The sequence below is a fragment of the Stutzerimonas stutzeri RCH2 genome, from assembly GCF_000327065.1.
In the GTDB taxonomy this organism is placed as follows: Bacteria; Pseudomonadota; Gammaproteobacteria; order Pseudomonadales; family Pseudomonadaceae; genus Stutzerimonas; species Stutzerimonas stutzeri_AE.
On record NC_019936.1, the window covers coordinates 3,986,110 to 4,007,146 of the forward strand.

Below are 21,037 nucleotides of genomic sequence, written 5' to 3' on the forward strand. Positions count from 1 at the left end.
CCGCTCGCCCATTCGGGCACGCTCTACCGCTACTGATGAGGAACACCATGGCCCGCGTTACCGTTGAAGATTGCCTGGACAACGTCGATAACCGCTTCGAGCTGGTCATGCTCGCTACCAAGCGCTCGCGCCAGTTGGCCACCGGTGGCAAGGAGCCCAAGGTCCCATGGGAAAATGACAAGCCGACCGTCGTCGCCCTGCGCGAAATCGCTTCCGGCCTGGTCGACTACGATGTCATTGCACAGGACGAGATCGTCGACGACGAACCGCTCTTCACCCAGTACGAGGAAGAGCCGAACGAGGCCATCTGAATAAATGCCAGGTCGAAGTCGAACCGATAACATCGAAGCCTGCTGGCAAGGAGCATTGTCTTGCCAGCCATAGACGCGCTTGCGGATCGCCTATCGACCTACCTAGGCCCGGACCAGGTGAACCTGGTTCGCCGCGCCTACTTCTATGCCGAGCAGGCCCACGACGGGCAGCGCCGGCGCAGCGGTGAAGCCTACGTCACCCATCCCCTCGCGGTAGCCAACATCCTCGCCGACATGCATATGGACCATCAGAGCCTGATGGCCGCGATGCTGCATGACGTCATCGAAGACACCGGCATTCCCAAGGAAGCCCTGGTCGCGCAGTTCGGCGAAACCGTGGCCGAGCTGGTTGACGGGGTCAGCAAACTGACCCAGATGAACTTCGAGACCAAGGCTGAAGCCCAGGCCGAGAACTTCCAGAAAATGGCCATGGCCATGGCCCGCGACATTCGCGTGATCCTGGTCAAGCTCGCCGACCGCCTGCACAACATGCGCACGCTGGAAGTGCTGGCCGGGGAAAAGCGCCGGCGCATCGCCAAGGAAACCCTGGAGATCTACGCGCCCATCGCCAACCGGCTGGGCATGCACACCATGCGCGTGGAGTTCGAGGATCTGGGGTTCAAGGCCATGCATCCGATGCGCTCGGAGCGCATCCGCGCCGCCGTACGCCGCGCCCGCGGCAACCGCAACGAGATCGTCGAGAAGATCGAACAGTCGCTGATCCACTGCCTCGAGCGCGAAGGTCTGGACGGCGAGGTGCTGGGGCGCGAGAAGCACCTGTACAGCATCTACAAGAAGATGCGCGGCAAACGCAAGGCGTTCCACGAGATCATGGACGTCTACGCCTTCCGCATCGTGGTGGACAAGGCCGACACCTGCTATCGCGTGCTCGGCGCGGTCCACAGCCTGTACAAGCCGCTGCCGGGCCGTTTCAAGGACTACATCGCGATCCCCAAGGCCAACGGCTACCAATCCCTGCACACCACCCTGTTCGGCATGCACGGCGTTCCCATTGAGATCCAGATCCGCACCCGCGAGATGGAAGAGATGGCCAACAACGGCATCGCCGCGCACTGGCTGTACAAGTCCCCCGAGGACGAAGTACCCAAGGGCACCCATGCCCGCGCCCGGCAATGGGTCAAGGGTGTGCTGGAGCTGCAACAGCGCGCCGGCAACTCGCTGGAATTCATCGAGAGCGTGAAGATCGACCTGTTCCCCGACGAGGTCTACGTCTTCACCCCCAAGGGCCGCATCATGGAGATGCCCAAGGGTTCCACCGCCGTCGACTTCGCCTATGCCGTGCACACCGATGTCGGCAATACCTGCATCGCCTGTCGCGTCAACCGCCGTCTGGCGCCGCTGTCACAACCGTTGGAAAGCGGCTCGACGGTGGAAATCGTCACCGCACCGGGCGCGCGGCCGAATCCGGCCTGGCTGAACTTCGTCGTCACCGGCAAGGCGCGCACGCATATCCGCCACGCACTGAAACTGCAGCGCCGCTCGGAGTCGATCAACCTCGGCGAGCGCCTGTTGAGCAAGGCGCTAAGCGGCTTCGAGACCAGCCTGGAAAAGATCAGTCCCGAACGCATCCAGCAGGTACTCACCGAGTACCACATGGAATACGTCGAGGATCTGCTGGAAGACATCGGCCTGGGCAACCGCATGGCCTATGTGATCGCGCGCCGGCTGATCCTGCGCGACGACGAGCAGGCGCCAGCGCTCGAAGGCCCGCTGGCGATTCGCGGTACCGAAGGGCTGGTGCTCAACTACGCCAAGTGCTGTACACCGATCCCGGGCGACCCCATCGTCGGGCACCTGTCGGCTGGCAAGGGCATGGTCGTGCACCTGGAAACCTGCCGGAACATCGCCGATGTGCGCCACAACCCGGACAAGTGCATCCAGCTGTCGTGGTCGAAGGATGTCACCGGCGAGTTCAATGTCGAGCTGCGCGTCGAGCTGGAGCACCAGCGCGGCCTGATCGCGCTGCTGGCCGGCAGCGTCAATGCTGCCGATGGCAACATCGAGAAGATCGGCATGGACGAGCGCGACGGCCGCATCAGCGTCGTCCAGCTGGTGGTCAGCGTGCATGATCGCGTGCATCTGGCCCGGGTGATCAAGAAGCTGCGCGCCATCAAGGGCGTCACCCGCATCACCCGCGTCAAGGCCTGACCTCCCCCGTCGACTTCGACCCATCAGCAAAACGCCACGGCTGGCCGCTCCTGCCGCCAGCCATTATGCTGGCGGCCCGTTGCGCAATTTCCAGAGGAGTTTCCATGAGCAAGACCGTGATCAACACCGACAAGGCCCCGGCCGCCATTGGCACTTACTCCCAGGCCATCAAAGCCGGCAATACCGTCTATCTGTCCGGGCAGATCCCGCTGGATCCGCAGAGCATGGAGCTGGTGGAAGGTTTCGAAGCGCAGGCCGTGCAGGTGTTCGAAAACCTCAAGGCAGTGGCCGAAGCAGCAGGCGGCTCGCTGAAGGACATCGTCAAGCTCAACATCTTCCTCACCGACCTCGGCAACTTCGCCACCGTCAACGAGGTGATGAGCCGCTACTGCCAGCAGCCGTACCCGGCTCGTGCCGCGATCGGTGTCGCCGCGCTGCCGAAGGGCGCGCAGGTGGAAATGGACGCGGTTCTGGTCATCGACTGATCGGATCGTATGTCGACGCGGCGCCAGCCGCCGCGTCGCTGAATCAACGCACCAGGATCTCGACCCGTCTATTGCGCGGCTCGGCAGTGGCGTCCGGCGTCGCCACCAGCAGATTGCGCTCACCGTGGGACTCCACCCGCAACTCCATCGCCTCCAGCCCCTTGGCGCGCAGTAGCTCGGCGACCGCCTGGGCGCGGCGCAGACCAACCTGTTCGTTCGCCGCACGATGCCCGAGGGTATCGGTATGGCCGATCACCGTTACCACGGGGTAATCCCGACGGCGGGCCGCCAGCAGAACGCTGTCCAGCAGCTGCTCGGCGGCGCTGTCCAGCTGACCGGATGGCGCAAGATGCAGGGTGAATCGCTCCGGCAGAGCTGGTTGAGCCGCCAGCGCGCGGTCGAAATCCGCCTTGCGCCGCACATCCGACACGGCGAATGCCTGCCCCGCGGCGATCGCGATGCCCTGTCCGGATGCGTCCAGCCGCCGCTCGCCTTCCTCGCCGAGCATCACGCCACCGAGCCCACCACCATTGTCCGCCAGCATCACGTAGGACTGCTGGGCGCAGCCAGCTAGAGACGCCATCACCAGCAGTGCCATTGTTTTCTTCAGCGACATCGGCTTCACGGCGCCACCTTCATCAGCACCTGGCCGCCGCGCACGCCGATCCGGCCGTCCGGCGTCTCGACGGAGATCGCCTGCGGATCGAGGCGGGCCATGTCGCCCGCGATCAGATTGAGGGTGCCCCGCTTGAGCGTCGCGCGCAGCCGCAGCTCATCCGCAGCCGGGGCGAAGCGATAGTCGTCCAGCGTCAGCTCGCTGTGCGGGCCGAACGACAACACGCTGCCGTCGCCGAGTATCACTCCCAGCGCGCCTTCCGCACCGGTACTCAATGCCACGCCTGGAACGATCGCCTGGCCGACCTTGGCCGCGTTGGTATAGCCACGGCTGCTGATATAGGCGGCACCTTCCACCCGCGCCACATGCCCTATGGGCTCGGGCAGGTTCTCTGCCAAGGCAGGCCCGCTCAAGAGGGCGGCGACCATACAGGAGGCTCGCAATAGGTAGTTGTGAGGACAGATCATCGAAGCTCTCATCAGAAAGGCAGTGGGAGCGATGCCGTTCGGCTCCACCGGAGTAAGGCAGTGCAAACCGGCAAAAAATCCCTCGACCGTTTCGTTTTCATGAATCGATGTATTTCAACGCAGCTTTACGAGCGCGCCCATCGGTTCCGTCGGCAACCGGTCATTCGTCGAAAACCCCCTCGCCGTTCGTCGCGCAACCATTCAGGGAGCCCCGCTTGCCGTATCCTCGCCGCTGTCGGTTGATCAATAACTGACCAGCGGTCTGGCACAGAACAGCATCCATAAGCTAGCGACCGCACGCACCTTTGCCTTGTGCGCCAGCGGGTACTCCCCGCGCCAGAAAACTGTGGTCTGCCCACTCCGGGCAGTGTTTATCGATGCGTCGGGTCTGGCCCGATTGGATGTGAAATGAAGAAACCACGCCTAATCCAGGGTCGCCGCGGCCTTGTGTTGTCCGTTCTTTCCCTGCTGCTGCTCGCGGCTGTCGCCCTCTGGCTGGTACAACCCAGCGCACCGACCGACAGCCCCGCCGCCGGCTCGGCTGCCGCCATGCTCGGCGAGCTGCAGAGCTCGCGCGAAAGCTGGGAAGCCAACCGCGGTGACCTGTCGCGGCTGATGGGTGACTTGCGCGGCGGCGCCATTGCCAGCGCCGCGCTGGGTGCCGAAGCGGTTTACGTCACCACCACCGGCGAGCAACGTTACTGGGTACCGGACCAGTCCGGGCGGGTCGCCGCTCTGCTGCTCGATCAGTACGCCGTTAGCGGCGCGGAGTTGTTCCCGCTGGCGATGTTCCAGACCGACGCGGAGAAGCCGTTCTACAAATACCTGCTGCCCTACTCGCCGATCGCCCTGCTGCTGATCGGCGCAGCGATCTTCTTCGCCATGAAGACCCGCGGCTTCGACGTGCAGCGCAAGGGCAGCGGCGTGACCTTCGCCGATGTCATCGGCGCCGCGGAGGCCAAGCAGGCCCTCAGTGACGTCACCGCCTACCTGCGCGACCCGGCCGCCTATGCGCGCCTGGGTGCCCGACCACCCAAGGGTGTGCTGCTGACCGGCGAACCCGGCACCGGCAAGACCCAGCTGGCCAAGGCGCTGGCGAGCGAATCGAATGCCAGCTTCATCCAGGTGACCGGCAGCGACTTTTCGTCGATGTACTTCGGTGTCGGCATCCAGAAGGTCAAGTCGCTGTTCCGCACCGCGCGCAAGCAGGCGCCGTGCATCATCTTCATCGACGAGATCGACGGCATCGGCAAGCGTGCCGAGCAGACGCGCTCGAGCGACGCCGAGAGCAACCGCATCATCAACCAGTTCCTCGCCGAGATGGACGGCTTCGATGGTGCCGCCGGCGTGCTGGTGCTCGGCGCCACCAACTTCCCCAACTCGCTCGACCCGGCGCTGGTGCGTGAAGGCCGTTTCGACCGTTCCATCGCCGTCGGCCTGCCCGGCCTCGATGACCGCGAAGCGCTGTTCCGCCTGTACGCCGGCAAGATCACTGCCGCGGCGGATCTGGACTTCCCGCAACTGGCACGCAACACCGTCGGCCTGACGCCGGCCGCGATCGCCTACATCGTCAACCATGCCGCCCTGCTGGCAGCCCGCGCAGGCGCCAAACAGGTCGATATGGCGCACTTCGTCGACGCGGTGGAAACCTGCCGCATCGGCGAGCAGCCGTCCGGCGTGACGCCGATGTCGCCGACCGATCGCAAGCGCATTGCCGTACACGAAGCTGGCCACGCACTGGTGGCGGCGGCACTGAATGTCGGCCGGGTGGAAAAGGTCACCATCCTGCCGCGCGGCCAGGCACTGGGCGTGACCCTGGTGACGCCGGTGGAAGACAAGCGCCTGCACATGTACTCCGAGCTGCGCAATCGCATCCAGATGCTGCTGGCCGGGCGCGGTGCCGAACAGCTGTACTTCCACGAGGTGTCCTCGGGGGCCGGACAGGATTTGCAGGAAGCCTCGAAGATCGCTCTCTCCATGGTCGGCGCGCTGGGCATGGGCCCGCGCGGCTCGCTGCTGAGCCTGCAGGCCGTGCGCGACGCGCATCTGGACAGCGATCCGCGCGAAGCGCTGGAAGCAGCCGATGAGCTGCTGCAGCAGCTCAATCAGGAGTGCCTGGCGCTGCTGCAGCGGTTGAAACCGGCGCTCGACCACATCACCGAACGCCTGCTCGCGGTGGAAACCGTGCCCGGGGAAGAGGTGCTGGCGGCCATCGAACGGTTGCCGGTGCAACATCACGAAGCCAGCGTCAGCTCGATCATCGGCCACGCGCTGAACAGCATCGACCGCGTCGCGGCCAGCGCCATGGACAGCACCGACAGCTTCGAACTGTCGCCGGTCGTATCCAGCGAGCCGGAAGACGACGGTCCGACCCGGCTCTAAGCCGGGGGCGTAACGGTCCCGGCGGGCGGCACACCCGCCGGGATCAGTGCACGGCCGGCGCCGCCTGCTGCAGGGTGGCGATGCCGGCCAGGCGCCGCGACAGTACGCCGAAGCGGCGCCGGTACTGCGCCGGCGTGAGGCCGACCTTGCGCCGGAACAGTCGACCGAAGAAGCCGGCGTCCTGATAACCGACCTCCCAGGCAATCGCCTCCACCGACAACTCACCGCTTTCCAGCAGCTGCTTGGCCTCTTCCAGGCGCAGCGTATGGATGTAATCCAGCGGCGTCAGCCCGGTGGCCAGGGCGAAGCGGCGCTGGAAGGTTCGTTCCGGCAGGCCGCTGATGCGCACCATGGCGCTCACCGGCGCCTCCTCCTCGTAGTGCTGCGCCGCCCATTCCTGACACCGCGCGATCACCGGATCGGCCAGCTGCCCAGTGCGCATCATCGCGGCGTAGGCCAGCGGACTGGTCGCGTCCCAGTCGAACAGGTTCATCCGCGCCACCTCCATCGCCTCCCGCGCACCGACGAAACGGGCAATGAGAAACAGCCCCAGCGCATGCCAGCTGCTGCCGCTGCCGGACATCACCAGGCGCTGACCGACGCCGGTACTGACCAATGCCTTGTCCGGGTGCCAGTGCACGTCCGGGTATTCGCGTCGCAAGCAATCGCAGTAGCCCCAGTGCGAAGTCCCTTCGCAGCCGGCCAAGAGCCCGGTACGCGCCAACAGCATCGCCCCGGAGCAGGCTGCGGCCAGCGTCGCCCCAGCCGCGTAGCGCTCGCACAGCCACTGCGCCTCGGGCGCATAGCGATCGTCCAGCGGCTCCCAGGGGCTGACCGCCAGGTTGCTGACGATCACCACATCGGTCGGCGGCGCATCGTCCAGACTGGTGTGAGGGTGGACCGGAATATCGTTGTAGACCCGCAGCGAGCGGCCGTCGCGGCTGACGATCAGCGGCAGGAAGGGCGACGCCACGTCGGCGCGGTGCAGCAGTTGCTGCCAGTCGCGACGGGCACCCAGCAGCAGATCGTAGAGACCGAACAGCGTCGAGGCCGTACTGTCCGGCGTCGCCAGCAGAGCGACGGTCAATGGCGGACGTTCGGCGATCTCTGAGCGGGCCATGGCGGAAATAGCCGGTTTGTTTCCAGGATGACTGGGGTCCAACGCAGACGTAACCCCGAGTATGGGCGCGTTGGCCGATGCCAACGAACCGGACTCATGGAGCATAGAACAATGAAAGACGCACACGGGTACCAACTGACCGGCTGCAACAGCGAGGCGCAGGCCCTGCTCGATCAGGCGCTCGCACAGTTCCGCTGCCTGCACGCCGACTCGCTGGCGACCACCGAAGCCACACTGCAGGCGTCGCCGGAACTGGTCATGGGCCATGTCCTGCACGCCTGGCTCTACCTGCTCGGCACCGAGGCGGCCGCGCTACCGGTGGCTCGCGCCTCGTACGAACGCGCCCTGGAGCTGCCGCACAATGATCGCGAGGGCCGTCACCTCAAGGCGCTGGGGCAACTGCTGGATGGCCGCTGGCACGCCGCCGGGCGCGTGCTGGAAGACCTCAGCATCGACTACCCCCACGACATGCTGGCGTTGCAGGCCGGGCAGCAGATCGACTTCTTCACCGGCGACGCACGCATGCTGCGCGACCGCATCGCCCGCGCCCTGCCGGACTGGTCACTGCAGCTGCCTGGCTATCACGCGCTGCTCGGCCTGTACGCGTTCGGGCTGGAAGAATGCGGCGACTATCGGCTCGCCGAACGCTATGGCCGTGAAGCGATCGCCCTGCAACCCGCCGACGCCTGGGCCCAGCACGCAGTCGCCCACGTCCTGGAGATGCAGGGACGGCGCGAGGAAGGCATCGCCTGGATGCGCGGTAATCCGGCCTGGCAGCAGGACAGCATGCTGGCGGTGCACAACTGGTGGCACCTGGCGTTGCACCACATCGAGCTCGACGATTGCGGCGCGGCCCTGGACCTGTTCGACGGCCCGGTGAATGGCCATCAGAGCACCCTGGCGCTGGAGCTGATCGACGCCAGCGCACTGCTCTGGCGGCTGCAACTGCGTGGCGTGGATGTCGGCGACCGCTGGTCCGGCGTGGCCGAGCGCTGGGCAGCGATGGCGGCGGATGGCAACTATGCGTTCAACGACTTTCACGCCGCCATGGCCTTCGCCTGCGCCGGCCGCGACGACCTGCTGGGCCTACTGCGCTCAGCCCAGCAACGGGCCTGCGCGCGGGACGACGACAACGCACGCTTCACCGGCCAGATCGGCGCTCCGGGCGTCGAGGCGGTAGTGGCGTTCGTCGAAGGCAACCAAGGGCGATGTGTGGAGCTGCTGCGCTCGATCCGCAATCAGGCGCAGCTGTTTGGCGGCAGTCATGCTCAGCGCGATCTGGTCGACCAGACGCTGATCGCCGCCGCCGAGCGCAGCGGTCAGCAACGTCTTGCGCGGGCCCTGCAGCGCGAGCGGCAACTACTCGCCGAACAACGCCGCATGCAGTGATCGGATGGCGCCCACGGGCGCCTTTCGGACGTTACGGCAGCACCACCAGGCGGTTGGGCAGCTCGTTGCGCTCATGGGTCTTCGGCACATGCTGCGCCAGCAGCGCGCCGCTGGCCTCGATGCAACCGAGAAAGCCTTCCAGCACCTGGCCCTGTTTCACCCGCTCGGTGAAACAGGCGACGATGGATTCCCAGGCGGCGTTGTCGATGCGGCTGGATATGCCGCGGTCGACGAGAATCTCCACATAACGCTCAGCTTCGGAAACGAAGATCAGGATGCCGGTATCGGCATCGGTGTGATGCAGATTGAGCTCGATAAACTGGCGCCGCGCCAGATTGCAGGCGCGCCAGCAGCGTACGGAGCGCGGGATCAGGCGGCTGGTCAGTCCCGGCATGCGAAACAGCACCGCCAGCACGATAAAGGTCGCCCACTGCACCAGCAGCAACTGCCAGGCGCCGAGCCAGCCACTGAAGAACAGCAGCGCGCCGGGTAGCAGCAGCGCGATCAGGCTGGCCCAGAGCAGCGGAATGTAGCGGTAGTCGTCTGCCTGCGCAGCCAGCACCGTTACCAGTTCGGCATCGGTATTGCGCTCGACCTGCTCGATCGCCGCGGCCACCTGTTGCAGTTCGCTTTCGCTGAGTAAGGTCATCGTTCATCCATCATTGAATTACCAGCCACCGGAAGCACCACCGCCGCCGAAGCCCCCACCGCCACCACCGAAGCCGCCACCGCCAAAACCACCACCGCCGAAGCCGCCACCACGGCCCATGCCGCCGAGCAAAGCGCCGAGCAGCAAGGCACGACGACCACCGCCGCGGCCGCCTCGCCCGCCGCCGATAACGAAGATCGCGACCAGCATGAGGAAGAAACCGAGAATCCCGAGGCCGCCGGGTTGCTCCTGCCCCAATGGCATCACCGGACGCAATTCGGCCGGCAACGGGTCGCCGCCGAGCACGGTGACAATCGCCTCCGCCCCTTCGATGATCCCGGCAGTGAAGTCACCGCGCTGGAACGCCGGCGCGATGATGCGGTTGATGATCACCGAGGACTGCGCGTCGGTGAGCCGACCTTCCAGCCCATAACCGACCTCGATGCGAATCTTGCGGTCATCGCGGGCGATGATCAGCAGCGCGCCGTTGTCCTCGTCCTTTTGGCCGATGCCCCAGGTGCGGCCGAGCTCCAGCCCGAATTCCTCGATGCTGCGCCCGCCCAGATCCGGCACCGTCACGACCACGACCTGTTCGCCCGTGGCCTGCTCGTGCCCGGCCAGCATGCTGGTCAGGCGGGCCTCGGCCTGGGTATCAAGCAGCTCGGCGCGGTCGACCACACGGCCGGTCAGCGCCGGCAGCTCGCTCTCCTGAGCGACGAGGCCAGCAGCCCAGAGCAGCAGGACCAGCAGTAGCGGGAACCTGGAGGTCATTGAAACTGCACTTGCGGCGCTTGCTCGGCGTTCTCGGCCGTGGCCTCGAAGTTCTCGCGGATCGGCATGTCGCTGTACATCACCTTGTGCCAGATGCGGCCCGGGAAGGTCCGAATCTCGGTGTTGTAGCGCTCGACCGCGGCGATGAAGTCGCGGCGTGCCACCGCAATGCGGTTCTCGGTGCCTTCAAGCTGCGACTGCAGGGCGAGGAAGTTCTGGTTTGACTTGAGATCCGGATAGCGTTCGGACACCGCCATCAACCGGCTCAGCGCTCCGGTCAGCTGATTCTGCGCCTGCTGAAACTGCTGCAGCTTCTGCGGATCATCCAGGGTGCTGGCATCGACCTGAATCGAGGTGGCCTTGGCCCGCGCTTCGACCACTGCGGTGAGGGTTTCCTGCTCCTGACGGGCGAAGCCCTTCACCGTCTCGACCAGATTGGGAATCAGGTCGGCACGCCGCTGATACTGGTTCTCGACCTGCGACCAGGCGGCCTTCACCTGCTCGTCATAGCGGGGGATGTTGTTGATACCGCAGCCGGCCAGCAGCCAGGACATGAAGACGACAACGGTCAGTTGCCAGGTGTAGCGAAAACGCTGCGTATGCATGGTGCGCTCGTCCATTCTGTTAACCAGTACGCAGATAAGAATAGCCAAGGGCCATAAGAGTTCAGGTGAAGATCAACTCCTCTGCGCTAGCTGCCCTGCCATGGCGCCCGCAGCAGTAGCCGCGCGCAACGCACCTGCAGGTGCTCATGCAGCAGCCGCACCGGCTTGCTCAGCTGCGCACGGTGCGCGCAAAGCAGGTTCAGCGGCGCGGCTTCACCGAGGCAATCGGAGAGCAGCACCTGCAGACGCCCGGCGGCGACATCATCGGCAATATCCAGCCAGGACTTGTAGGCCAGCCCGGCGCCAGCCAGCGCCCAGCGCCGTACCACATCGGCGTCATCGCTGACCCGGTCGCCGCTTACCTGCATGGTGAGCGCCCGGCGTCCTTCCTGAAAACACCAGCGGTCATGCACGCGGCCGGCGAGCATGAAGCGCAGGCAGTTGTGCCCCGCCAATTCGTCCAGCCGCTGCGGCGCGCCATGGCGCTGCAGATAGGCCGGCGAGGCGCAGAGCACCCGGCGATTGGCGGCAGCCACCGGCAGCGCCACCAGGCTGGAGTCCTCCGGCGCGCCATAGCGCAGGACGATGTCCACCGGCTGGCGAAACAGATCGGTCAGGCCGTCGCCCAGCAGCAGGCGCAGCTGCAATTGCGGATGACTCGCCTGGAATTCGTCGAGCCACGGCAGCAGCACATTGCGGCCGAAGTCGGACGGTGCCGACAGCTGCAGCACGCCGCTGATCGCCTCGCGCCCGCCAGCGAGCGCCTGGGCGCCCTCGTGCAGGCTGGCCAGTGCCGCCCGGGCATGCAGCAGATACGCCTCGCCCTCGGCGGTCAGGCGCAGGCTGCGGGTGGAGCGCACGAACAGTCGCGCACCCAGGCTCGCCTCCAGGCGCTTCAAGGCCGCGCTGGCCACTGCCGGCGACACGTCGAGCCCGCGCGCGGCCGCGGAAAGGCTGCCGCTGTCGGCCGTACGCACGAACAGCTGCAGGTCATCGATACGCAGCATTTTCAAAATCCTGTTGAAAGAGCCTCGCTTATTACCCCGTTTTTCGGCCGCGTCAAATAGCTGAGCATGCGCTTCCCGCCGAATCCATACGGAGCAACAGCATGAAAGCGGTCGCCTACTTCGAATCCCTCGCCATCGACGATCCCCGCGCCCTGCAGGACGTGGAGCTGCCCCAGCCGGTGCCCGGCCCGCGTGACCTGCTGGTGGAGGTGCGCGCCATCTCGGTCAACCCGGTGGACACCAAGGTACGCCGCAACACCCAGCCCGAGGTCGGCCAGCCGAAGGTGCTGGGCTGGGACGTGGCTGGCGTGGTCGTCGGTGTGGGCAGCGAAGTCAGCCTGTTCAAGGTCGGCGACGAGGTGTTCTACGCCGGCTCCATCGCCCGCGCCGGCGGCAACAGCGAACGCCATCTGGTGGACGAGCGGATCGTCGGGCGCAAGCCGCGGAGCCTGAGCTTCGCCGAAGCCGCCGCGCTGCCGCTGACCGCCATCACCGCCTGGGAACTGCTGTTCGAGCGCCTGCAACTGGTCGAAGGCCAGGGCGCCGGGCAGCAGTTGCTTATCGTTGGCGCTGCCGGCGGTGTCGGCTCGATCATGCTGCAGCTGGCCCGCCAGCTCACCAAGGTCAGCGTGATCGCCACCGCCTCGCGCCCGGAAACCCAGGCCTGGGCCCGCGAACTCGGCGCCCATCATGTCATCGACCATAGCCAGCCGCTGCACGCCGAGCTGCAGCGCGCCGGTTTCGCCAGCGTCAGCCATGTCGCCAGCCTGACGCAAACCGATCAGCACTTCGACCAGCTGGTCGAGGCACTGACGCCGCAGGGCCGCCTGGCGCTGATCGACGATCCAGCCCAGCCGCTGGACGTGATGAAGCTCAAGCGCAAAAGCCTGTCGCTGCACTGGGAACTGATGTTCACCCGCTCACTGTTCGAGACGCCGGATATGATCGAGCAACATCACCTGCTGCAGCGCGTCAGCCAGCTGGTTGATCTGGGCGTGCTGCGCTCTACCCTAGGCGAGCACTTCGGCACCATCAACGCGGCCAACCTGCGCCGCGCCCATGCCCTGCTGGAAAGCGGTAAGGCCAAGGGCAAGATCGTGCTGGAAGGTTTCTGAGCTAGATGACGCCGGCCGCGCGCAGGCCAGCAATCTGCTCGTCATTCATGCCCAGCAGGCGCTGCAACAGCGCCTCGCTGTGCTCGCCGAGCAGTGGCGGCGGGTTGCGGTACGCCACTGGCGAAGCAGACAGCCGCAGCGGGCTGGCCACCTGCGGCACACGGCCGGCCAGCGGGTGCGGCATCTCGACGTTCAGCCCGCGATGCTGCACCTGCGGGTCGGCGAACACCTGGGCCAGGTCGTTGATCGGCCCGCAAGGCACGCCGGCCTGCTCCAGCGCACTGACCCATTCGGCCGTGGTGCGGAACACCGTGACCTGGCGAATCAGCGGAATCAGCTCGGCGCGATGGGCGACCCGCGCGCGGTTCGTGGCGAAGCGCGGATCGGTCGCCCACTCGGGACGCCCGGCCACCTCGCAGAACTTGCGGAACTGACCGTCGTTGCCGACGGTGAGGATGATGTCGCCGTCGGCAGTGGGGAAATCCTGATAGGGCACGATGTTCGGATGGGCATTGCCCATGCGTTTGGGCGCCACGCCGGTGGCGAGGTAGTTGAGCGCCTGGTTGCCGAGGCAGGCGACCTGCACGTCGAGCAGCGCCGTATCGATATGCTGGCCTTCGCCGCTGCGTTCGCGATGTGCCAACGCGGCAAGCACGCCGACGGTGGCGTACAGGCCGGTGAGGATATCGGTCAGCGCCACACCGACCTTCACCGGCCCGGCGCCCTCCTCCGCATCGCTGCGGCCGGTCAGGCTCATCAGCCCACCGAGGCCCTGAATCATGAAGTCGTAGCCGGCGCGAGTGGCATAAGGCCCGTCCTGGCCGAAGCCGGTGATCGAGCAATAGATCAGCCGCGGGTTGAGCGCCTTCAGGCTTTCATAATCCAGCCCGTAGGCGGCCAGCCCGCCGACCTTGAAGTTCTCCAGCAGCACATCGCACTGCGCCACCAGCTCGCGGATGATGCGCTGGCCCTCGGGCCGGGTGAAGTCGACGGTCAACGACTGCTTGTTGCGGTTGGCGGTCAGGTAATACGCCGCCTCCGAGGTGTTCTCGCCGTGCTGATCCTTGAGATAGGGCGGGCCCCAATGACGGGTATCGTCGCCGGTGCCGGGGCGCTCGACCTTGATCACCTCGGCGCCGAGGTCGCCGAGGATCTGCCCGCACCAGGGTCCGGCGAGCACGCGGGACAGATCGAGAACGCGGATATGGGACAGGGCGCCGGGCATGGGCGAAACCTCGAAACTCAAGTGAACGTAGGGTGGATCGGGGCGCGTAGCTGATGCGTCACCCATCCACCGCGCGTAGCCAACGGTGGATGAAGAGAGCGTCATCCACCCTACGGCGGCGTCAGAAGAACGCCTGGATGCCGGTCTGGGCGCGGCCGAGGATCAGCGCATGCACGTCATGGGTGCCCTCGTAGGTGTTCACCACCTCCAGGTTGACCAGGTGCCGGGCCACGCCGAATTCGTCGCTGATGCCGTTGCCGCCCAGCATGTCGCGGGCCATGCGCGCGATATCCAGCGCCTTGCCACAGCTGTTGCGCTTCATGATCGAGGTGATCTCCACGGCGGCGGTGCCTTCGTCCTTCATCCGGCCGAGGCGCAGGCAGCCTTGCAGGGCCAGGGTGATCTCGGTCTGCATGTCGGCGAGCTTCTTCTGAATCAGCTGGTTGGCGGCCAGCGGACGGCCGAACTGCTGACGGTCCAGGGTGTACTGGCGTGCGGTGTGCCAGCAGAACTCGGCGGCACCCAGCGCGCCCCAGCTGATGCCGTAGCGGGCGCTGTTCAGGCAGGTGAACGGCCCCTTCAGCCCGCGCACGTCGGGGAAGGCGTTCTCTTCCGGGCAGAACACGTTGTCCATGACGATCTCGCCGGTGATCGAGGCGCGCAGGCCGACCTTGCCGTGGATCGTCGGGGCGGACAGCCCTTCCCAGCCCTTCTCCAGCACGAAGCCGCGGATCTCGCCGGCGTCGTCCTTGGCCCAGACCACGAATACATCGGCGATCGGGCTGTTGGTGATCCACATCTTGCTGCCGGACAGGCGATAGCCGCCGTCGACCTTCTTCGCCCGGGTGACCATGCTGCCCGGGTCGGAACCGTGGTTCGGTTCGGTGAGGCCGAAGCAGCCGATATATTCGCCGCTGGCGAGCTTGGGCAGGTACTTCTGTCGGGTCGCCTCGTTGCCGAACTCATAAATCGGCACCATCACCAGCGAGGACTGCACACTCATCATCGAGCGGTAGCCCGAATCGATGCGCTCGACCTCGCGGGCGATCAGGCCGTAGCACACGTAGTTGAGCCCGCTGCCGCCGTAAGCTTCGGGAATGGTCGCACCGAGCAGGCCGGTTTCGCCCATCTCGCGGAAGATCGCCGGATCGGTCTGTTCATGGCGGAAGGCTTCCAGCACCCGCGGCGCCAGCTTGTCGGCGGCGAACTGCGCGGCGCTGCCCTGCACCATGCGCTCTTCTTCAGTCAGCTGCTGATCGAGCAGCAGCGGGTCGATCCAGTTGAAGCTTGCTTTGCCGGCCATTCGGGAGGCTCCTCTTGTTGTCTTCGGCACCGCGGTCACGCGGGCGGGATAAGCTGATCCTAGGCGCAGCGACGGTGCGTCGCAAACGAGGATTTCGCACCAAACTGTGCGCTTTGATCACTTCGAGATAAGCTCTCGGCTGATTGTCAGGCTTATCCCGTGAGGTCTTTGCATAATGCGCCGCAAGATTCCCAGCACCGCCGCGCTGATCGCCTTCGAGGCCGCCGCCCGCCATGAGAGCTTCACCCGCGCGGCCGACGAGCTGGCACTGACCCAGAGCGCGATCTGCCGGCAGATCGGCGGGCTGGAGGAGTTTCTCGGCCTGGCGCTGTTCCGCCGTTCGCGGCGCGGCGTAAAGCTGACCGCGGCCGGCCAGTCCTACGCCCGCCGCATCGCCACGCAGCTGGACGCGGTGGAGCGCGATACGCTGTCGGTAATGGGCCAGCAGGGCGCGATGAGCCTGGAGCTTGCGGTGGTGCCGACCTTCGGCACCCAATGGCTGGTGCCGCGCCTCAGGCATTTCCAGGCACTGCATCCGGAAATCACGGTGAACCTGACCAACCGCACCCGGCCCTTTCTCTTCGCCGATACCGAGTTCGATGCCGCCATCTACTTCGGCGACGCCGACTGGTCCGGTACCGAGGCGCACTATCTGATGCCCGAGGACCTGCAGCCCGTCTGCAGCCCCGCCTTGCTGCACGACGGTCAGCCGTTTACCGCGCAGACGCTGGCGGACATGCCGCTGCTGCAGCAGACCACCCGACCCTATGCCTGGCGGCAGTGGTTCGACTCGTTGGGGCTGAAAGTCGCCCGCGACATGACCGGTCCGCGGCTGGAGCTGTTCTCCATGCTGGCGCAGGCGGCCGAGCATGGCATGGGTGTAGCGCTGATCCCGCCGTTCCTGATCCAGCGGGAACTGGCCGAGGGGCGGCTGGTGCTGGCGCATCCGCACGCCTACCGCAGCGAGACGCGGGCGTACTACCTGATGATTCCGGAGCGCAAGGTGGAGTCGGCGGGGCTGGTGGCGTTTCGGGATTGGTTGAAGGAGGAGGCGAGGGTTTGGCGGGAGGGGGCGTAGGGCCGGGTAGGGATGCCCAGCCGTAGGGTGGAAAACCGCGCAGCGTTTTCCACCACAGGTGGCGTGCAGGTTTGGGTCTGACGAGCCAGGTGCCAGGACATCCAGAAATGAGCGCGCCGAATCGCGGGCTCAGGGCGAAACTACTTCTTCTTTTTCGGCTTCAGGTATTTGGTCAGCCCCTGAAACCACATCACCAGCGCCGGATTCCCCTGGATCTGGATGTCCTTGTTCTGAATCCCCTGCATGAACGCCAGCTGCTTGTTCTTCGCCGTCATGGTGGCGAAACCATAGGCGGCATCCTTGAAGCCAAGCGAGAACGCCGGTTCGCTCGCCGGGCCGCGCTTGCTGGTGACGCGCTGGTTCTGCACGACGAAGTGCCGGGCGACCTTGCCGTCCAGGGTACGCAGCTGAAAGGTCAGATCCTTGTCTCCCAGCTGCTGCTGGAACTCGGGATTGGTGCGGCTGGCCTTGGCCATCAGGCGGCCAAGCATCCAAAGCAGAAAACGGAATTTCATGGTGAGGTCCCGACCGGTACGAGAAAAGGCCGCATTGTAGTGGCTTGGTCGGCTGGGGAAAGGATGGGTACGAATGGGTCCGAGGCGGACCGGGCAGTCAGGTTGACCCGGAGCCCGCTGGCTCCGGGTTGGCGCAGCGTCAGTTGACCGCGTCTTTGAGCATCTTGCCCGGCTTGAAGGCAACGGTGTTGCTGGCCTTGATGGTCACCGGTTGCCCGGTTTGCGGGTTTTTCCCGGTGCGGGCGCCGCGGTGGCGCTGAACGAAGGTGCCGAAACCAACCAGGGTCACGCTGTCCTTGCGGTTCAGCGCGTTGGTGATTTCATCCAGCACGGCGTTGAGTACCCGATTGGCCTGATCCTTGGACAGGTCAGCCTTCTCGGCAATGGCTGCGGCGAGTTCCGGTTTACGCATGGGAAGCCTCTGAGACGTTTTTGTTGTTGTGTCCGTACTGTTCACAAGAACAGCGCTAAAGGCGCTGCAACAGCTCTAGGCTGGGGCAGACTCATGGAGAATGGCACGGCGCTAGCACCTGCGCCAGTCCCTCCGGACGCCCCGCAGGCTCAGCTGGGGGACTTTAACGACAGAATTTGCGGTAGTTCCGCCAGCACCGGCGGCAGCTGCTTGTTCAGCGCCAGACGCTCCTGTACCGCCGCGCCGGTCAGGGCATAGCCGAGCAGCTGCCCAGAAGTACCGAGATAGAGCGCTTTGACATCATTACCCTGGGCTTCGACAGTCCAGTTGCCGGCACTCCCAACCGCAGGCAGGGAAACCACTACCGGGCATGCCGGGGTCTTCACTGTGACCGGCATGGGGCCGTAACTGACAAAGGTAGGATTGCCAAACAGCGTTTTAGCCAGGGCCCGCGCCCCAGCCATCAGCGGCATCACGTAGAGCAGGTTCAGCCCTTCGACTTCGGCGCAGTCGCCGACGGCATAGACGTGTTCCGCCGAGGTTTGCAGCAGGCGATCGACGACGATGCCGCGCTTGACCTCGAGCCCCGCCTCGGCAGCCAACTCGGTGCGCGGGCGCAGACCGACGGCACTGACCACCAGATCGCAGCTCCGCTGCGAGCCGTCGGACAGGGTCGCCTGCAGACCGTCGGTGCTGCGCTGCAGGCGCTCCAGCGTGGCCCCGAGGTGAAAGCGTGCGCCGATGCCCTCCAGGCCGTTGCGAACCGCCTCGGCGGCCTGTAGCGGCAGCAGACCGGGCATGACCTGCTCGCTGGGGGCGACCAGATCGACCTCGTGGCCACCGAGCAGCAGGTCGTTGGCAAATTCACAGCCGATCAGCCCGGCACCGAGGATCAGCACCCGACGCTTGCCGGCGACGGCGTCGCGGAAGCGGCCGTAATCGTGCAGGTCGTTGATCGGAAAAACAGCGTCGGCAGCATCGCCCGCAACCGGCACCTGAATCGTCTGCGCACCCCAGGCCAGTACCAGGTCGCGGTAGGGCACCGGCTCGTTGCCAATCCACACGCGCCGATTCGCCGGATCGAGACGGGTGACGCGGGTATGGATGCGAATCTCGGCATTCAGCTGTTCGGCCATGGCGCCGGCGGTGGCCATGCCCAGGTTTTCCGCATTCTTGTTGGCGGCGAAGCCGGTGGAAAGCAGCGGTTTGGAGTAGGAGCGCCCATCATCGGCGGTAATCAGCAACAACGGCGTCTGGGTGTCCAGCTTGCGGAATTCCCGGGCCAGGTTATAGCCGGCCAGGCCGGTGCCGATGATGACTACAGGTGCGCTCACGATCTTGTCCTCCAGAGAAGCGTTGCGAAAGAGATCAGCCGATGGCGATCATTTCGAAGTCCATCTTGCCGACGCCGCAGTCCGGGCACATCCAGTCTTCCGGCACATCTTCCCATGCCGTCCCAGGCGCGATGCCCTCGTCCGGTACGCCCAGCGCTTCGTCATAGATATAGCCGCACACCACACATTGCCATTTCTTCATCGCTAACCTCGATGTTCCGTCGACTGCGACGCACGCTATACCAGAACGGCGCGTCGCACCAAACCCACAAATGAAAACGGGCGGCCTAGGCCGCCCGTCACGCTACCGTCAGGCTTAGCCTGCGGCAGCCACCAGCGGATCGCTGATGCCCAGCACGTAAAACCCGATCAGGCCGATGGCGCCGGCCAGGATGAGGTAATACAGCGTCGGCAGCATGGTCTTGCGCAGGGTGATCCCTTCGCGACCAAGCAGGCCTACCGTGGCCGAAGCCGCCACTACGTTGTGAATGGCGATCATGTTGCCCGCCGCCGCACCCACCGACTGCAGCGCCACCATCAGCGCACCGGACAGGCCGAGCAGGCCTGCGGTGTTGAACTGGAACTGCGACAGCATCAGGTTGGACACCGTGTTGGAACCGGCGATGAACGCGCCCAGCGCCCCGACCGCCGGCGCGAAGAACGGATAAACCGAGCCCACGCTGTTAGCGACGAGCTGCGCCATGGCCACCGGCATGGACACCAGGTCGGAGCCATTAACGCCCGAGTTGATCAGGATCCGCACCATCGGAATGGTGAAGATCAGCACGAAGCCCGCGCCGAGCAGGGTCTTGCTCGATTCGGAAATCGCCGCGCCCAGCTCGCTGGCCTTCATCCGATGCAGGAAGAAGGTGATCAGCACCACCATGCAGAGAATCCCGCCCGGCAGGTACAGCGGCTCCAGCGTACCGGAAACGCCCGTTTCGCCGAGGATGTCCTTCCAGCCGAAGCTGAGCGACATCAGCAGCGCCTTGAAGTCCGGGAAGACCCGCGAGGCGACCAGCAAACCAGCCAGCAGCAAGTAAGGAGCCCAAGCCATCGGCACGGAGATCGGCGTCTTGCCGGCTACGTCCTCGATCTTCATCTCGATCTTGCCCATCCACTCGGACGGCCATTCCTTCGCCGGCGCGAAATCCCAGGTGTCCTTCGGCAGCAGGAAGCCGGCCTTGGCCGCCGGTACGACAATGGCCAGACCAACCAGCGCACCGATCATCGACGGGAATTCCGGACCGAGGAACACACCGGCCGCAGCATACGGAATGACGAAGGCGAGACCGGTAAAGACCGCGAACGGCGCGACTGCCAGACCTTCGGTCCAGGATTTGTTGCGACCGAAGTAGCGGGTCATGATGCTGACCATGATCAGCGGCATGAGAATCCCGCACAGCGCATGGATGATCGCGACGCGCGAGAAGATCAAGTGGAAGAACACCTCCCAGTTACTGCCCACCGCAGCCAGCTGCTCGCTGATGCCAGTCTTGTCCAGACCCGCACCGACACCGACCAGAATCGGCGTGCCCACCGCACCGAAGGACACCGGCGTGGACTGCACCATCATCCCCATGACCACCGCCGCCAGCGCCGGGAAGCCCAGCGCGACCATCAGCGGTGCCGCCACCGCCGCCGGTGTGCCGAAGCCCGACGCCCCCTCGATGAAGCAACCGAACAGCCAGGCGACGATCAGCACCTGAACGCGACGGTCAGGACTGACATTGGAGAAGCCACGCCGAATCGAACTGATCCCCCCGGAATGTTTCAGCGTGTTGAGCAGCAGAATCGCACCGAAGATGATCCAGAGGATCGCCGCGGTGAGGATCAGGCCCTGCAAGGTGGAAGCGATGACCCGGTTGAGGGTCATGTCCCAGGCCAGCAGGCCGATCAGCGCAGTGAGGACGAAAACCAGCGGCATGGCGTACTTGGCCGGCCAGCGAAAGCCGATCAGCAGCACACCCGCCAGCACCAGCGGCACGAAGGCCAGGATGGACAGTAGTGTTTGACTCATTTGTTGGGTCCCTGCGTTTTTTGTTGTGAACCGCTTCTATTGTGTCCGGGCACGCCCGGTGCTT

At 65.4% G+C, this 21,037-nt stretch carries 21 protein-coding genes; 7 read left to right on the forward strand and 14 right to left on the reverse strand.

The window, feature by feature from the left end; genetic code table 11:
* The first annotated feature begins 47 nt into the window (after positions 1 to 47).
* The 3 genes from rpoZ (at position 48) to PSEST_RS18570 (ending at position 2,965) form a co-directional block, all read left to right on the forward strand.
* Complete coding sequence (rpoZ, locus tag PSEST_RS18560; RefSeq protein ID WP_015278473.1) at positions 48 to 311, forward strand: DNA-directed RNA polymerase subunit omega; 264 nt, start codon at positions 48 to 50, stop codon at positions 309 to 311.
* Positions 312 to 371: 60 nt separating this feature from the next.
* Positions 372 to 2,480, forward strand: a complete 2,109-nt coding sequence (gene spoT, locus PSEST_RS18565; RefSeq protein WP_015278474.1) for a bifunctional GTP diphosphokinase/guanosine-3',5'-bis pyrophosphate 3'-pyrophosphohydrolase — start codon at positions 372 to 374, stop codon at positions 2,478 to 2,480.
* A gap of 104 nt (positions 2,481 to 2,584) precedes the next feature.
* Positions 2,585 to 2,965, forward strand: coding sequence for a RidA family protein (locus tag PSEST_RS18570; protein WP_015278475.1), 381 nt, complete (start codon positions 2,585 to 2,587; stop codon positions 2,963 to 2,965).
* 43 nt (positions 2,966 to 3,008) lie between these two features.
* On the opposite strand, the gene PSEST_RS18575 is transcribed toward PSEST_RS18570, so the two are convergent.
* Complete coding sequence (locus tag PSEST_RS18575; RefSeq protein ID WP_015278476.1) at positions 3,009 to 3,581, reverse strand: OmpA family protein; 573 nt, start codon at positions 3,579 to 3,581, stop codon at positions 3,009 to 3,011.
* 5 nt (positions 3,582 to 3,586) lie between these two features.
* Positions 3,587 to 4,048, reverse strand: coding sequence for a FecR domain-containing protein (locus PSEST_RS18580; RefSeq protein ID WP_041756790.1), 462 nt, complete (start codon positions 4,046 to 4,048; stop codon positions 3,587 to 3,589).
* Between the two features lie 408 nt (positions 4,049 to 4,456).
* Between PSEST_RS18580 and PSEST_RS18585 the strand changes: the two genes are divergently transcribed.
* A complete protein-coding gene (locus PSEST_RS18585) occupies positions 4,457 to 6,430 on the forward strand; it encodes an AAA family ATPase (protein ID WP_015278478.1) in 1,974 nt (657 codons plus the stop codon).
* A 43-nt stretch (positions 6,431 to 6,473) separates the two neighbouring features.
* On the opposite strand, the gene PSEST_RS18590 is transcribed toward PSEST_RS18585, so the two are convergent.
* Entirely contained in the window at positions 6,474 to 7,550 is a 1,077-nt protein-coding gene (locus PSEST_RS18590; protein ID WP_015278479.1) for a GlxA family transcriptional regulator, read from the reverse strand.
* A 111-nt stretch (positions 7,551 to 7,661) separates the two neighbouring features.
* Between PSEST_RS18590 and PSEST_RS18595 the strand changes: the two genes are divergently transcribed.
* Positions 7,662 to 8,939, forward strand: a complete 1,278-nt coding sequence (locus PSEST_RS18595) for a tetratricopeptide repeat protein (protein ID WP_015278480.1) — start codon at positions 7,662 to 7,664, stop codon at positions 8,937 to 8,939.
* Positions 8,940 to 8,970: 31 nt separating this feature from the next.
* Here the strand turns inward: PSEST_RS18595 and PSEST_RS18600 are convergent, their stop codons facing one another.
* The 4 genes from PSEST_RS18600 to PSEST_RS18615 all read right to left on the reverse strand — a co-directional run bounded on the left by PSEST_RS18600 (position 8,971) and on the right by PSEST_RS18615 (position 11,971).
* On the reverse strand, positions 8,971 to 9,588 hold the full coding sequence (locus tag PSEST_RS18600) for a TPM domain-containing protein (protein ID WP_015278481.1): 618 nt from the start codon (positions 9,586 to 9,588) through the stop codon (positions 8,971 to 8,973).
* Positions 9,589 to 9,606: 18 nt separating this feature from the next.
* The gene (locus tag PSEST_RS18605) at positions 9,607 to 10,359 is read right to left on the reverse strand and encodes a TPM domain-containing protein (protein ID WP_015278482.1); all 753 of its coding nucleotides are present in this window, start codon (positions 10,357 to 10,359) and stop codon (positions 9,607 to 9,609) included.
* Entirely contained in the window at positions 10,356 to 10,964 is a 609-nt protein-coding gene (locus tag PSEST_RS18610; RefSeq protein WP_015278483.1) for a LemA family protein, read from the reverse strand. Before PSEST_RS18610 ends, PSEST_RS18605 begins: the two co-directional genes overlap by 4 nt.
* A gap of 86 nt (positions 10,965 to 11,050) precedes the next feature.
* On the reverse strand, positions 11,051 to 11,971 hold the full coding sequence (locus PSEST_RS18615) for a LysR family transcriptional regulator (protein WP_015278484.1): 921 nt from the start codon (positions 11,969 to 11,971) through the stop codon (positions 11,051 to 11,053).
* 101 nt (positions 11,972 to 12,072) lie between these two features.
* Here PSEST_RS18615 and PSEST_RS18620 point away from each other — a divergent pair, with 101 nt between their 5' ends.
* The gene (locus PSEST_RS18620; RefSeq protein ID WP_015278485.1) at positions 12,073 to 13,086 is read left to right on the forward strand and encodes a zinc-binding alcohol dehydrogenase family protein; all 1,014 of its coding nucleotides are present in this window, start codon (positions 12,073 to 12,075) and stop codon (positions 13,084 to 13,086) included.
* Between the two features lies 1 nt (position 13,087).
* Here PSEST_RS18620 and PSEST_RS18625 read toward each other — a convergent pair whose 3' ends face one another.
* The gene (locus tag PSEST_RS18625; RefSeq protein ID WP_015278486.1) at positions 13,088 to 14,311 is read right to left on the reverse strand and encodes a CaiB/BaiF CoA transferase family protein; all 1,224 of its coding nucleotides are present in this window, start codon (positions 14,309 to 14,311) and stop codon (positions 13,088 to 13,090) included.
* A gap of 121 nt (positions 14,312 to 14,432) precedes the next feature.
* A complete protein-coding gene (locus PSEST_RS18630) occupies positions 14,433 to 15,614 on the reverse strand; it encodes an acyl-CoA dehydrogenase (protein ID WP_015278487.1) in 1,182 nt (393 codons plus the stop codon).
* A 175-nt stretch (positions 15,615 to 15,789) separates the two neighbouring features.
* On the opposite strand from PSEST_RS18630, the gene PSEST_RS18635 reads away from it, so the two are divergent.
* Positions 15,790 to 16,692, forward strand: a complete 903-nt coding sequence (locus PSEST_RS18635) for a LysR family transcriptional regulator (protein ID WP_015278488.1) — start codon at positions 15,790 to 15,792, stop codon at positions 16,690 to 16,692.
* Between the two features lie 140 nt (positions 16,693 to 16,832).
* Here the strand turns inward: PSEST_RS18635 and PSEST_RS18640 are convergent, their stop codons facing one another.
* From PSEST_RS18640 to PSEST_RS18660, 5 genes are all read right to left on the reverse strand, one after another.
* Positions 16,833 to 17,207, reverse strand: a complete 375-nt coding sequence (locus PSEST_RS18640; RefSeq protein WP_015278489.1) for an SCP2 sterol-binding domain-containing protein — start codon at positions 17,205 to 17,207, stop codon at positions 16,833 to 16,835.
* A gap of 139 nt (positions 17,208 to 17,346) precedes the next feature.
* Positions 17,347 to 17,619, reverse strand: coding sequence for an HU family DNA-binding protein (locus PSEST_RS18645; RefSeq protein ID WP_003283322.1), 273 nt, complete (start codon positions 17,617 to 17,619; stop codon positions 17,347 to 17,349).
* Between the two features lie 149 nt (positions 17,620 to 17,768).
* Positions 17,769 to 18,953: an NAD(P)/FAD-dependent oxidoreductase gene (locus PSEST_RS18650; RefSeq protein ID WP_015278490.1), complete on the reverse strand. Its 1,185-nt coding sequence runs from the start codon at positions 18,951 to 18,953 to the stop codon at positions 17,769 to 17,771.
* Between the two features lie 34 nt (positions 18,954 to 18,987).
* Complete coding sequence (locus PSEST_RS18655) at positions 18,988 to 19,155, reverse strand: rubredoxin (RefSeq protein WP_015278491.1); 168 nt, start codon at positions 19,153 to 19,155, stop codon at positions 18,988 to 18,990.
* Between the two features lie 114 nt (positions 19,156 to 19,269).
* A complete protein-coding gene (locus PSEST_RS18660) occupies positions 19,270 to 20,973 on the reverse strand; it encodes an L-lactate permease (RefSeq protein ID WP_015278492.1) in 1,704 nt (567 codons plus the stop codon).
* Between the last annotated feature and the right edge of the window lie 64 nt (positions 20,974 to 21,037).